The sequence below is a fragment of the Staphylococcus agnetis genome, assembly GCF_002901865.1.
Taxonomy (GTDB): Bacteria; Bacillota; Bacilli; order Staphylococcales; family Staphylococcaceae; genus Staphylococcus; species Staphylococcus agnetis.
In genome coordinates, this window is the sequence record NZ_PPQF01000008.1 from 69,089 (window position 1) to 81,685 (window position 12,597).

A 12,597-nucleotide genomic window follows, 5' to 3' on the forward strand; every position below is an offset into this window, starting at 1 on the left:
ACGCCATTAAAACATGTTAATACTGTATCGCTATAACGGGCGAACCCGGTGACACCTCATATCGGCGCCAACACTCCAAGGCCATTTTCAAACTTTCTTTCAATATCTTCTCTCAGCAAATGAAGACTCTCTGTAAAAGCAGTGTAAGTTCTACTTTCCTTTTTATCGTGTTTAAAATCATGCGGTTGTAATTGGATAGTCACACTTTAGCATGGTAATTATTTATATGTCAACACATTTTTCAGAAAATTATGATTTAACACACTATTTTAAGTGCCTTGTAATTTTGTGAAAGTCTTGTATATCAAGGCATCAAACAGTACAATAAAAACGTAAAAATTTTTGAAAAGAGGGATGTGGATGGCAGATTTACACGATATGCCACTTTCGGAAAATATAGTGCAACTGAACCTTGAAGAAATCCGTCCCAATCCATATCAACCACGACAACATTTTGATCAAGACAAGTTAGCAGAGTTAGCAACGTCTATACAGCAACATGGTGTACTTCAGCCCATTGTCGTCACACCTTCCGTAAAGGGGTATTACATCGTAGCAGGTGAACGTAGGTTCCGTGCTTCTGAACGTGCAGGTCTTCAAACAGTGCCAGCTATAATTAAAACGATGGACGATTCACGTATGCGTGAGCTCGCAATTATTGAGAATCTACAACGTGAAGATTTAAACCCTCTGGAAGAAGCAGAGAGTTATCAACAACTGATGGAGGCATTAGGTCTTACCCAACAACAAGTTGCAGAACGTCTTGGGAAATCACGACCTTATATTGCAAATATGTTGCGCTTACTACAATTGCCTGTTAAAATCAGAACTTTGATTCGAGAGGGACAATTGTCAGGAGGTCACGGACGGACATTGTTAGCACTTAAAGATGCCTCATTAATGCAACAATATGCGCAAAAAGTAATTCAAGAATCTTGGAGTGTGCGCACATTAGAGGCAAAAATTGCTGAAAAACAACCAAATGTTAAAAAGAAGACATCCGGGAGTCTAAATGCGTCAAAAAAAGCGAAACCTTCAATAATCAAACAACATGAACAACAGTTAGCTGTTCAATATGGCACAAAGGTGGATGTCTCGACTTCTGGTACAACGGGTAAAATTACATTAGAATTTTATTCGGAACAAGATTATCGTCGCCTCATACAGTTATTGAAAAAAGACATTTAATATGACTTAAAAAGAAAGGACATTTACATGAAACAGCTCGAGAGTATACTAAAAAATATGATTCAACCTTTATTAGAGCCTGAAACGTATTCCAATCTTTTAACGAAATTAATCATTGTGCTGATATACGTACTCGCAGCATTTATTGTGACGCGAATTTTAAATAAAGTCATTGCACAATTTTTCAAAGTGAATAACAAATCTAAAAAGACGCCGCGTGCAAAACGGTCTAAAACATTAATTACACTTGTGCAAAACGTCGTTGGTTATATCGTATGGTTTATTACGGGAACAACGATTTTAAGTAAATTTGGTATTAGTGTTGAAAGTATTCTCGCCGGAGCAGGGGTTGTCGGTCTTGCGATTGGTTTTGGTGCTCAGACGCTAGTTAAAGATATTATTACTGGATTCTTTATCATTTTTGAAAATCAATTTGATGTCGGCGATTACGTCAGTATTAAAAATAATAGCTCACCGATTGCTGAAGGAACTGTTAAATCCATTGGGCTACGCTCTACACGCATTATGTCGATTACAGGTGAATTATCCACGATTCCAAATGGTACGATGAGTGAAGTCACCAACTTCTCGGTAACCAATGGGGTGGCACTGGTCGATATTCCCATTTCGACCAGTGAAAATATTGAATTGGTTGAACAAAAATTGGGCGTATTTTTAAAATCAATTCCAAAAAAATATGGTATTTTTATAGATGTACCGCAAGTGTTAGGTGTGGATTCTATTGAAACGTACCAAGTGACATTACGTGTGTCTGCCGAGACGTCGCCAGGTGAAAATTTTAAAGGGGCGCGTATTTTACGTCGAGAAATTAGAGGGTTTTTACAATCTGAAAATATTGAAGCACCTGTCCCAAACTTAGCACAAATGTATAAAAACATGACGCAACCGAAACCGTGATGATGAATAAATTAGGATGAGGAGTAGATCGATGTCTTCAAAATATGAAATCAATGATATAGTAGAAATGAAGAAACAACATGCATGTGGTGCCAATCGATTTAAAATCATTCGTATGGGTGCAGATATAAGAATTAAGTGTACCGCTTGTCAACGAAGTATCATGTTGCCACGTCAGACGTTTAATAAAAAATTAAAAAAAGTACTCGAAAAAGCGAGTCAAGATGAGAAGGAGTAATGAAATATGGCTTTAACAGCTGGAATTGTTGGCTTGCCAAACGTAGGGAAGTCTACACTTTTTAATGCAATTACAAAAGCGGGTGCGCTTGCGGCGAACTATCCATTCGCAACTATCGATCCAAACGTTGGGATTGTAGAAGTACCTGATACACGTTTATCAGAATTAGCACGTATCGTTAACCCGAAAAAAACGATTCCGACAACGTTTGAATTTACAGATATTGCTGGGATTGTAAAAGGTGCGTCTAAAGGTGAAGGACTTGGGAATAAGTTCTTATCACATATTCGTGAAGTAGATGCGATTTGCCAAGTGGTTCGTGCGTTTGATGATGAAAATGTGACGCACGTCGCTGGCCGTGTTAACCCAATTGATGATATTGAAGTCATTAATATGGAGCTTGTTTTAGCAGATTTAGAATCTGTTGAAAAACGCTTACCACGTTTAGAAAAATTAGCGAAACAAAAAGATAAAACAGCATTAAATGAAGTACGTATTTTGTCACAAATTAAAGAAGTACTTGAAAATGGGCAACCTGTACGTAGCATTGAATTTAATGAAGAAGATCAAAAATATGTGAACCAAGCACAACTCCTTACAGCTAAAAAAATGTTATACATCGCAAACGTTGGTGAAGATGAAATTAACGATGCGGACAACGAAAAAGTACAAGCGATTCGCGATTATGCTGCCCAAGAAGGTTCAGAAGTCATCGTGATTAGTGCGAAAATCGAAGAAGAAATTGCGACATTAGACGATGAAGATCGTGAAATGTTCTTAGAAGATTTAGGTATTGAAGAACCAGGACTTCACATTTTAATTCGTAAAGCGTATGAATTACTAGGTCTTGCTACTTACTTTACAGCTGGTGTACAAGAAGTACGTGCTTGGACGTTTAAAGAAGGTATGACAGCACCACAATGTGCAGGGATCATTCACACAGACTTTGAGCGTGGTTTCATCCGTGCCGAAGTGACAGGATATGAGGATTTTGTTACGAATAATGGCGAACAAGGTGCGAAAGAAGCAGGTAAAATGCGCCTTGAAGGTAAAGAATATATTATGAAAGACGGCGACGTTGTTCATTTCAGATTTAATGTATAATGATAAAAACATCCATTTCGAAGTTATGTTCGAAATGGATGTTTATTTATAAACGCACAGTTTTGCGACGACGGAGTAAAAATGGATTAAATCTACGTTTGATTTTTAGCGATATCTTACTTTTACATCCAGGGCATTTGTTAGGTTCTGAATCTAACGTAATCAGTACTTCTTCACCACAATTCGGACAAAATACAGACGGTCGACCTTCTGGATGGCTAAGGCTTTTTTCAAACTTTCTACTTTTAACTTTTAGCTCAACACTCATTGATGACACTCCCTTTTATGTGACATATGTATATACCCGTTTTGATTGTTCTATCATACATATTTACTTAAAGTATTTCATTTAAACGCACTTTTCGTTAAATAGTATAAAAAACATGCTGGGACATAGCAGACCTGTTAATTAAAAATAAGCCAACAAAACTCATTGATACATGAACTTTGTTAGCTATTATATATATATATCGATTTAGTCTTAGTGATGGACACTATGATGAATTGTGATTAGTCCCTTAGCCGAGACTTCTGAGGCATTTAGCCGCGACCGAAAATCCATTTTGAGACAAAAATCTAAGACTATTGGCTTTTACAATATATAAGGCAGTAGCTGACTGGATTGCGTATGCGCTTAAAAGCTTTACGCAACTTAGGCTATTGACCACCTATTCACGCATGTTCATAGGTGTACTGAAGACGTAATTCATTTCATTCCTAACGTCTTCATGCACCGGCGGGCATTACTACGAAATCAATTAGATTTATGTAATGCTCCCTAGTTGAGGTAAGGCGCCTAGAAAAGCGAGGCGTTAGGGACAATCATAGGTTTAATGATTTATGTCTCATTTCCTTTGTTTTGTCAATCATATGATTATGCTTTTTCACTTACAACGGTAATGTGTTGGTTAACGAAGTCTGCATTTTGAATTTCCTTCACTATAGCAAGGGCATAATCCGGATAACTCACATAACTTTCGCCTTCTGAATTCATCAATATAACATTTTGTCCGACACGATAATTGCCAGTGCGTGGACCTTCAGGATCATAAAAAGCAGAAGGACTGACAAAAGTCCATTTTAACTTCGAAGTTGCTTTAATATCTTCAAAGTTTTGATTTTGAGCTTTCGCAATAGGTAACGCAAATTCTGGCACCATTGACGTATCTATTAATTTTTTAGTTTTTGAGTCATCAGTATAGAGACTGCCGGCACCTCCTACAACGATGAGACGCGTGTTTGTACCTTCTAAAGCTTCAATTAACTTCCGTCCAAGTTCAACATGTTGCTGTAAATTATCCATGGGTGCAGCAAATGCATTGACAACAACATCAAATTGCGTCAAATCCTCACGCGTTAACGTCAATGCATCTTTTTCTAAAATGGTTACATGATGCATTACGCACAATTGCTGTGACGTCTAACTTCTCATTAAGCGCTTCTTTTAAAATGAGCTGCCCTGTCTTACCAGTCGCGGCAATAATACCGATTTTCATAGATAAAACCTCCATTTTAGTAGTATAATTATTATACTTAATGCGATCATTAATATCCAACGCATTGCTTATAAAATATTCCTTCAAATTCCGATTGTAAAAAGTAATTGGGTATGGTAAAATACTTGAATGTGAGTAATGAAAATTATTCCTTGCTTAACGATTGAGATCGTTAAGCCGCATAGACCACAAGGAGGTGCAAATATACAATGAGAAAATATGAAGTAATGTACATCGTGCGTCCAAACATTGAAGAGGATGCAAGAAAAGCTGTTGTTGAACGTTTCAACGGAATTTTAGCTTCTGAAGGCTCTGAGGTATTAGAAACTAAGGACTGGGGTAAACGCCGCTTAGCTTACGAAATCGAAGACTTCAAAGATGGTTACTACTACATCGTACGTATCCAATCTGAAAACAACGTTGCTACTGATGAATTCCAACGTTTAGCAAAAATCAATGATGATATCATTCGTTACATTGTTGTACGTGAAGACGAAGACAAGTAATAGAATAGAAATGAGGCGTGAATATGCTTAACAGAGTTGTATTAGTAGGTCGATTAACAAAAGATCCAGAATACAGAACGACACCCTCAGGTGTAGGCGTAGCAACGTTTACTTTAGCAGTGAATCGCACGTTTACAAACAACCAAGGGGAACGTGAAGCAGACTTTATTAACTGTGTTGTTTTTAGAAAGCAAGCAGAAAACGTGAGCAATTTCTTGTTCAAAGGGAGTCTCGCTGGCGTTGATGGTCGCTTACAATCACGCAGTTACGAAAATCAAGAAGGCCGACGTGTCTATGTGACAGAGGTAGTATGTGACAGTGTTCAATTCCTTGAGCCAAAATCACAAAACCAACGTCATTCGAATAACCAAGGCAATGACTTCCAAAGTTATGGTCAAAGTTTCGGTGGACAACAACAAGGTCAAAATTCATCATATCAAAACAACAATAATCATTCATCGAACAATGATAACCCATTTGCCAATGCGAATGGCCCTATCGATATTAGTGATGATGATTTACCATTTTAAAATAATGAACGTATTATAAAAAATGAAGCAAGGGAGGCACAAATCATGGCAGGTGGACCAAGAAGAGGTGGTCGTCGTCGTAAAAAAGTTTGTTACTTCACAGCAAACGGTATTACACACATCGACTACAAAGACACTGAATTATTAAAACGTTTCATCTCAGAACGCGGTAAAATTTTACCACGTCGTGTGACTGGAACTTCAGCTAAATACCAACGTCAATTAACGACTGCAATTAAACGTGCACGTCATATGGCGTTATTACCATTCGTTAAAGACGAAGTTTAAGATTTGGTAAAAAAAGTCCCGAACCGTATTAGGTATCGGGACTTTATATATATTTATAAAATTATTTTATAAAAAGTATTGCAAATAGATGTGGCAGCCCATATAATGTGGAGTAATTTCACAACAAAAGATGAGACATAGGAGTGAACAATATATGGCATGGTTAGACAAAATAAAGACTACATTGAAGGACGCGTTTACAACTGTACCATGGGAAACGACTGAAAATTCTAGTGGGAGCACGACGATTACTAAAAAAGCAAGAATCTCAAGCATCGCTGTTGCTATCATACTTTACATCGGATTTATGAGTATTAATTTCGATACATTTTCATTAGTGAGTGTCATCATAGGTATCATCGCTTTTTCAATTGCAGCGATGTTATGGAAATCGTCACGATTAAAACTATTTAAATTTGAACGTATTAAAGGCGCACATCTGTTACTTGCGTTCGGTGTGTTCATTCTCGTCGGATTAATCGATCTGCTATTGTTATCCATGTTAGGGACGGGTAAAACGACAAATGATCAAGCCATCGACCAATCGATTCAACTACGTTCGACAATTTGGTTCGTCATTTTAGGCACATTTATCGGACCATTCGTTGAGGAAGTTGTATATCGTGGTATGGGGCTTAAATATATGTTTAGAGGTTTACCGTGGGTGGGTGTCATTGTGTTATCGACAATATTTGCACTCACACATGTACCATCAAATGTCATAGAGTTTCTAATTTATTTTCAATCTGCAGTATTATATAGCTTTGTTTATTTAAAAACGAAGCGTTTCGAATTACCGTTACTGATGCATATGTTGAACAATGCATACACATTTATTCCATTATTATTTCAATAAATCATTAAGGCGCACGATAAGGATTTGGGTTTTGTGAACCCTGTATTCCTACGTGCGCCTTTTATTGTGCTTCAATTATTCACGCCAAAATTTTGTCGTATGTTGTTTATCTGCAATATTTTTATCTATCATTTTACGTATAAGATCAAAATTGACGTCATCTGTCCATTTAATTTTAATAATCATTTTTGTCGCATCATAACCCGCTTGTTTGATGGCATCATCAAAATAATTACGTGTCTCAATTTCAGGGGCAATCGCGAAGTGCGGTTTTGCTTTACTGAATCCTAAAATAAATGTGCCATTGTCTTTTAATAATAACATTGGCTGGTTCCACTTAATTTCTAAAGTAAGTTCAGGGTACTCATTCATCAATTGCTCGACAACATTTTTTAGTTTCTCACGATGCGCTGGCTTTTCAATGGTCTCTAGAAATGCTTCAAATGTTTTCATGCACACACCTCAATTTTAAATCCATCTATAGATTGTTTTTTTTACTATACCATATTTCATTTTCTAAAGGGTCGCATTTAGAATGCAGATATGTTACTTTAATATCGAAAACCGATATTAGAAAAAGGAGGACGTTATTTGAAAAGTAAACTAGAACGCCGTATGTTTTTAGGGTTTATATATATTCATATTTTATATCATGCGCTTGAAGCACCGATTTACGGCAGTTGGATGATTGAGGAGTTACGTGAACATGGCTATGACATGAGTGCGGGGACGTTATATCCGATTTTACATCGTATGGAAGAAGAGGGATTGCTTGAAACCGAGAAAGTCACGGTGAAGGGGCATCAGCGTATTCATTACAGCTGTACGGATTTTGGTGCTCAAATGTTGAAGGAAAGTAAGCGTAAATTAGCTGAGTTACTAAATGAAATTTAGGAGGATGACGCTATGAAAGAGTATGTTCATTTATTTTTAATTGCTTTAAGGTTGGGCTGTACTTCTTTCGGAGGGCCTACAGCACATTTGGGATATTTTTATGATGAGTATGTGAAACGGCGTCAATGGTTAACAGATGCGCAATATACGCATTTGGTTGCTTTGTGTCAGTTTTTACCAGGACCTGCGAGTAGCCAGGTAGGATTTGGTATTGGTGTGGCCAAAGCAGGACTCATTGGGGGCATCATATCATTCCTCGGTTTTACACTGCCGTCTGTCTTGATTTTAGTCATATTTGCAAGCTTGCTTCAAACATCTGGGATGGATATGAGTTGGGTGAACGGTTTAAAAATTGTAGCGGTCGCTGTGGTACTTAATGCTATCTTAGGTATGGCTCAAAAACTACTCCCAGATATGAAAACGAAACTATTTGCATTGTTCACGCTCGTCGTTACAGTGCTTATTGCACACCCAGCGTCGCAAGTGCTCGCATTAACTATAGTAGGTCTCATTGGTTTATTTGTATTTAAACATGAACAAGGTGAAACATCACAAGTGCGACTATTTCAAATCCGTCGCTCTGTGGGTATTAGCGCACTGATACTCTTTTTTAGTTTACTCATTCTATTACCCATCGCGAATGCGCTGTCACAATCGTCATGGATAGCGATGATAGATCATTTCTACCGTTCCGGTGCACTCGTTTTTGGTGGGGGACACGTCGTATTACCTTTATTAGAAGGTGCATTTGTAGGAGGTAACATGATTAGTGCAGATGATTTTATTACGGGATATGCACTCGCGCAAGCCGTACCGGGGCCGTTGTTTACATTCGCATCTTATATTGGAACCGTCATGTCAGGTTGGCTCGGTGCTATTGTAGCAACGCTCGCCATCTTTTTACCTGCATTTTTACTTCTTGTAGGCGTCTTGCCATTTTGGGAACGCGTTCAAAATAATACGCACATGCGTAAAGTTTTAAAAGGCGTCAGTGCAGGCGTGGTAGGTATATTGGTCGCTGCGTTTTATGATCCTATCCTGACATCAGCAGTGCATACACGCATAGACTTTGTATTTGCTGCTGTTATATTTGTATTGTTGGCGTACTGTAAAGTGCCTTCTTGGGCGATTGTGATTTTAGGTATTATTGGCGGTGTCGCGCTGTATTAAATATACAAAATAGTAGTTCGCTTTTTAATCGTTTTTTAATTTTTCTTTAAGTCAATTTCAATCTCTAATGATTAAAGTAACCATATATAACAGGGCGTTATTTAATTTGAGGAGTGTTGAAAGATGAAATGTACAGTGATTCCATCAGGATTTAAAGAAAGTCTGAGTGCAGAAGAAGTGGGTTATGCGATTAAAAAAGGGATTCATAATGTTTCGCCGACACATGATGTTCACGTCATTCCTATGGTGGATGGTGGTGAAGGATTCGTTGAAACAATGATTAAAGTGAAAAATGGTTACAAAATAAAGACGCAAGTGACAGGACCTATAGGTAAACAAATCTCTTCATTCTTTGGTGTTTTTAAAGAAGACGGCCAAACTGTGGCGGTGATTGAAATGGCAGCCATTGCAGGACTGAGACATGTGCCTAAAACGAAGCGTAACCCTCTATATACAACGACATATGGTGTAGGAGAAACGATTTTAAAAGCGCTAGATTATGGTGTGGATCGTATTTTGATAGGTTGTGGGGATTCAGGCACATCGGATGGTGGCATTGGCATGGCCCAAGCAATAGGAGTACAACTATTCGACGCACAAGATGCGCTGCTTCATATACAAGGTGCTGCCGATATTCATAAAATTGCGTATATGGATTTGTCAGGTGTCGATCCACGGATACAACTTACGCAAATTGATGTCGCTGTAAATTGGACTAATGTGTTATGCGGTGAAAACGGTGTTGCACGAGTGTTTGGACCTCAAAAGGGAGCGACATCAGAAGAAGTAGAACACTTATCTGCTAACCTTGAACATTTCGCAACTCTAATTGAACGTGAGACAGGTAAAAATTTACGCACAGTTGAAGGGTCAGGTGCTTCAGGTGGTCTCGGGGCAGGCTTAAGCGCATTTGCAAATGCGACGTTACATCCACGTTTTGATGTCATTATGACTTATATTAATGTTAAAACGGCGATTAAAGATAGCGATGTTGTTATTACCGCTGAAGGTTGTATTGATGATCAAACGCCTAATGGAAAAATACCAGCTGAAGTCGCACGAATCGCTAAAATATATGACAAACCCGTCGTGGCACTTGCAGGTACAATTGGTAAAAATGCGAAACGCAATTATCAAAGTGGTATCGATGCGTTTTCAAGCATTATTCCGGGTCCTACGACACTTGATAATGCTATTGAAGATGCAGAAAAGTGGCTGGAAGGCTGTGCAGAAAGCGCCATCCGACATATTACAATTGGTATGTCTTTGATAGAATCAGAACAAGAATTTGATGCATCAAGCAAGAAAGTAGCGCTATAAAATGTTCAATAACGTATCATTAACCCAACTGACGGCGTGGTTAGGTTTTATCATTATCGCATTAAGTATCTTTTTAGGAACATCGTTAGCGTACCTAGGTAAGGTCAGTTTAATGTGTTTTATTTTGGCACTAGGGCTATTTGTATTTTCTAAAGTACCTGCTGGACTTGTAGGGATGTTATGTCTTGTTGTTGCAGTAGTGTTAGGTGTGCCTGAAGCGATGTTATTTAATGCACTGAACCAACACATTGTATGGTTAATGATAGGTGCCTTTATCATGAGTGCTGTGATCGAATCGAGTGGATTGCTGCAACGTTTGGTAAAGTGGATGGCTATGCACTGCTATACACCTGTCCGTGCGATAGGGTTTATGAGTCTAGCTATTTTACTCATGACGTTTACGATTCCGTCCACATCGAGTCGTGCTGCAGCATTTATGCCTATTTTTCAAGCGCTAAAGACGCATTTCCCTAAATATCAAACATTCTTTGGTCTTTTAATTCCAATGTTGATTCTGATGATGACCAATGCCACATTAATCGGGGCAGGTAGTCATCTGATAGGTATTGGTATTTTAGAAGGTCAAACAAACGCTCAAATCAGTTACATGTCATTTTTACTATGGGGGTTACCATTTGCATTAATCATAAGCTTATTAACGATTCTTGTACTGAGATGGCACATCAAGCCTCATACCGTCAATGTGCCTCTTGATAATGCGTCTGCACAGTACATTGAACATGCACGCGAGCCATTGACATCACAAGAAAAGATTGCGTTGAGTTTGATTGGACTAACGATTTTATTATGGCTTACAGAGGCACTGCATGGCTTTGATATAGCGTTTGTGACGATAGCGATGAGTTGTATCATGATGTTACCACAGTTCAAGTTAATTACTTGGAATACCGCGTTAAAAAAAGTGTCTTGGAGTTTAATCTTTTTTGTCTCAAGTGCAACAGTGTTGGGAGAACTCCTTGTGAAGTACAAAGTGATTGCCCATTTCCAAACACTATTTATGCAAGGGTTACAACATATATCAATTAAGAATGAATGGTTTTTAATTTTACTCATTAGTGTCATTAGCGTGATGTCACATTTATTGATTACAAGTCATACGACACGAGCGGTAGTGCTTATACCGACATTTCTAGTACTCTGTAAGATGTTTGACCTTAATCCTGTTGCAGTAGTTTTTATTGCACTTATAGGTATTAACTATTGTGTGACATTTCCAGTAAGCTCTAAAGCATTACTTATTTTTTATGAGTTAGAGGAACGACCATTTACAACAAGACAACTTGCTTATTTGAGTCTTTATTTAATGCCGATGTACATCATTGTAATGGTTGTAATGTATTTTATTTATTGGCAGTTTACGGGGTTACATTTAAAGTAGGGGGCTGACATGGAACATATTTTAATAGTTGAAGATGATGAAAAAATTGCACGTGTATTACAATTAGAACTTGAATTTGCAGAATATCATGTGACGAATGTCTACACAGGTAAAGAAGCATTACATGCGTATAATGAAGGGGCCTTTGATTTAATTTTATTAGATGTCATGTTGCCTGAACTCAATGGATTAGAAGTTTTAAGGCGCATTCGAATGAAGGATAAAAATACAAAAGTGATTATGTTGACGGCGAGAGATGCAGTTACTGACAAAGTCGGTGGTCTTGACTCTGGAGCGAATGATTATGTGACAAAACCGTTTGAAATTGAAGAGTTGTTGGCACGTATTCGTGTGCATTTAAAATCAGCACAAATCGAAGCTAAATCACCTTCACACACACTTCAATATAAACATATTCGTGTAGATACAAATTCACGAGAAGTATTCCGCGATGATACCTTAATCAATTTAACACCCAAAGAATATGAGCTCCTTGTGTTTTTATTAGAGCACAAAAATCAAGCGTTAGAACGTGAAAAAATTATAGAAAAAGTATGGGCCTATGACTATCAAGGAGATACCAATGTTGTAGATGTGTATGTACGTCATTTGCGAAAAAAGCTCGATCAATCTAAGCCATCGCTCATTTCTAGTGTTCGCGGTTATGGCTATATGATAAAGGATTGAAGC

15 protein-coding genes, 1 pseudogene and 1 other annotated feature (1 of these 17 running past the window's edge) are annotated in these 12,597 nt (G+C 37.9%); of the genes and pseudogenes, 13 read left to right on the plus strand and 3 right to left on the minus strand.

The genetic code is table 11. From position 1 onward, the window contains the following. Window positions 1-175, minus strand: a binding site (T-box leader); it reaches 118 nt to the left of the window's first position. Between the two features lie 179 nt (window positions 176-354). Genes CD172_RS01300 through ychF form a run of 4 tightly spaced genes read left to right on the plus strand, consistent with a single transcriptional unit; the run spans window position 355 to window position 3,448 of the window. Then, complete coding sequence (locus tag CD172_RS01300; protein WP_370672131.1) at window positions 355-1,188, plus strand: ParB/RepB/Spo0J family partition protein; 834 nt, start codon at window positions 355-357, stop codon at window positions 1,186-1,188. A 27-nt stretch (window positions 1,189-1,215) separates the two neighbouring features. Beyond that, window positions 1,216-2,106, plus strand: a complete 891-nt coding sequence (locus tag CD172_RS01305; protein ID WP_037565100.1) for a mechanosensitive ion channel family protein — start codon at window positions 1,216-1,218, stop codon at window positions 2,104-2,106. 31 nt (window positions 2,107-2,137) lie between these two features. Next, complete coding sequence (locus tag CD172_RS01310; protein ID WP_037565097.1) at window positions 2,138-2,344, plus strand: DUF951 domain-containing protein; 207 nt, start codon at window positions 2,138-2,140, stop codon at window positions 2,342-2,344. Window positions 2,345-2,350: 6 nt separating this feature from the next. Continuing rightward, window positions 2,351-3,448, plus strand: coding sequence for a redox-regulated ATPase YchF (gene ychF / locus CD172_RS01315; protein ID WP_103345227.1), 1,098 nt, complete (start codon window positions 2,351-2,353; stop codon window positions 3,446-3,448). A 46-nt stretch (window positions 3,449-3,494) separates the two neighbouring features. Here the strand turns inward: ychF and CD172_RS01320 are convergent, their stop codons facing one another. After that, complete coding sequence (locus CD172_RS01320; RefSeq protein ID WP_103345228.1) at window positions 3,495-3,716, minus strand: hypothetical protein; 222 nt, start codon at window positions 3,714-3,716, stop codon at window positions 3,495-3,497. Window positions 3,717-4,322: 606 nt separating this feature from the next. Then, a pseudogene (locus CD172_RS01325) lies at window positions 4,323-4,944 on the minus strand (NAD(P)-dependent oxidoreductase). A 209-nt stretch (window positions 4,945-5,153) separates the two neighbouring features. Between CD172_RS01325 and rpsF the strand changes: the two are divergent. The 4 genes from rpsF (at window position 5,154) to CD172_RS01345 (ending at window position 7,124) form a co-directional block, all read left to right on the plus strand. Beyond that, window positions 5,154-5,450, plus strand: a complete 297-nt coding sequence (rpsF, locus tag CD172_RS01330; protein WP_037565086.1) for a 30S ribosomal protein S6 — start codon at window positions 5,154-5,156, stop codon at window positions 5,448-5,450. A 23-nt stretch (window positions 5,451-5,473) separates the two neighbouring features. Further along, window positions 5,474-5,980 (plus strand): single-stranded DNA-binding protein, encoded by a 507-nt coding sequence (gene ssb, locus CD172_RS01335; protein ID WP_037565084.1) that lies wholly within the window; start codon window positions 5,474-5,476, stop codon window positions 5,978-5,980. A gap of 45 nt (window positions 5,981-6,025) precedes the next feature. Beyond that, on the plus strand, window positions 6,026-6,268 hold the full coding sequence (gene rpsR, locus CD172_RS01340; protein WP_103345229.1) for a 30S ribosomal protein S18: 243 nt from the start codon (window positions 6,026-6,028) through the stop codon (window positions 6,266-6,268). Window positions 6,269-6,422: 154 nt separating this feature from the next. After that, window positions 6,423-7,124, plus strand: a complete 702-nt coding sequence (locus CD172_RS01345; protein ID WP_037565080.1) for a CPBP family intramembrane glutamic endopeptidase — start codon at window positions 6,423-6,425, stop codon at window positions 7,122-7,124. A gap of 75 nt (window positions 7,125-7,199) precedes the next feature. Here the strand turns inward: CD172_RS01345 and CD172_RS01350 are convergent, their stop codons facing one another. Further along, a complete protein-coding gene (locus CD172_RS01350; RefSeq protein WP_103345230.1) occupies window positions 7,200-7,577 on the minus strand; it encodes an iron chaperone in 378 nt (125 codons plus the stop codon). Between the two features lie 138 nt (window positions 7,578-7,715). Between CD172_RS01350 and CD172_RS01355 the strand changes: the two genes are divergently transcribed. From CD172_RS01355 to CD172_RS01375, 5 genes are all read left to right on the plus strand, one after another. Beyond that, complete coding sequence (locus tag CD172_RS01355) at window positions 7,716-8,018, plus strand: PadR family transcriptional regulator (RefSeq protein ID WP_103345231.1); 303 nt, start codon at window positions 7,716-7,718, stop codon at window positions 8,016-8,018. A 12-nt stretch (window positions 8,019-8,030) separates the two neighbouring features. After that, the gene (chrA, locus tag CD172_RS01360) at window positions 8,031-9,188 is read left to right on the plus strand and encodes a chromate efflux transporter (protein WP_103345232.1); all 1,158 of its coding nucleotides are present in this window, start codon (window positions 8,031-8,033) and stop codon (window positions 9,186-9,188) included. Window positions 9,189-9,311: 123 nt separating this feature from the next. Then, window positions 9,312-10,508 carry a glycerate kinase family protein gene (locus CD172_RS01365; RefSeq protein WP_103345233.1) on the plus strand — a complete coding sequence of 399 codons (1,197 nt, stop codon included), beginning with the start codon at window positions 9,312-9,314 and terminating at the stop codon, window positions 10,506-10,508. 1 nt (window position 10,509) lies between these two features. Further along, window positions 10,510-11,907: an SLC13 family permease gene (locus tag CD172_RS01370; RefSeq protein WP_103345234.1), complete on the plus strand. Its 1,398-nt coding sequence runs from the start codon at window positions 10,510-10,512 to the stop codon at window positions 11,905-11,907. Window positions 11,908-11,916: 9 nt separating this feature from the next. After that, entirely contained in the window at window positions 11,917-12,594 is a 678-nt protein-coding gene (locus CD172_RS01375; protein WP_103345235.1) for a response regulator transcription factor, read from the plus strand. Window positions 12,595-12,597: the final 3 nt, after the last annotated feature.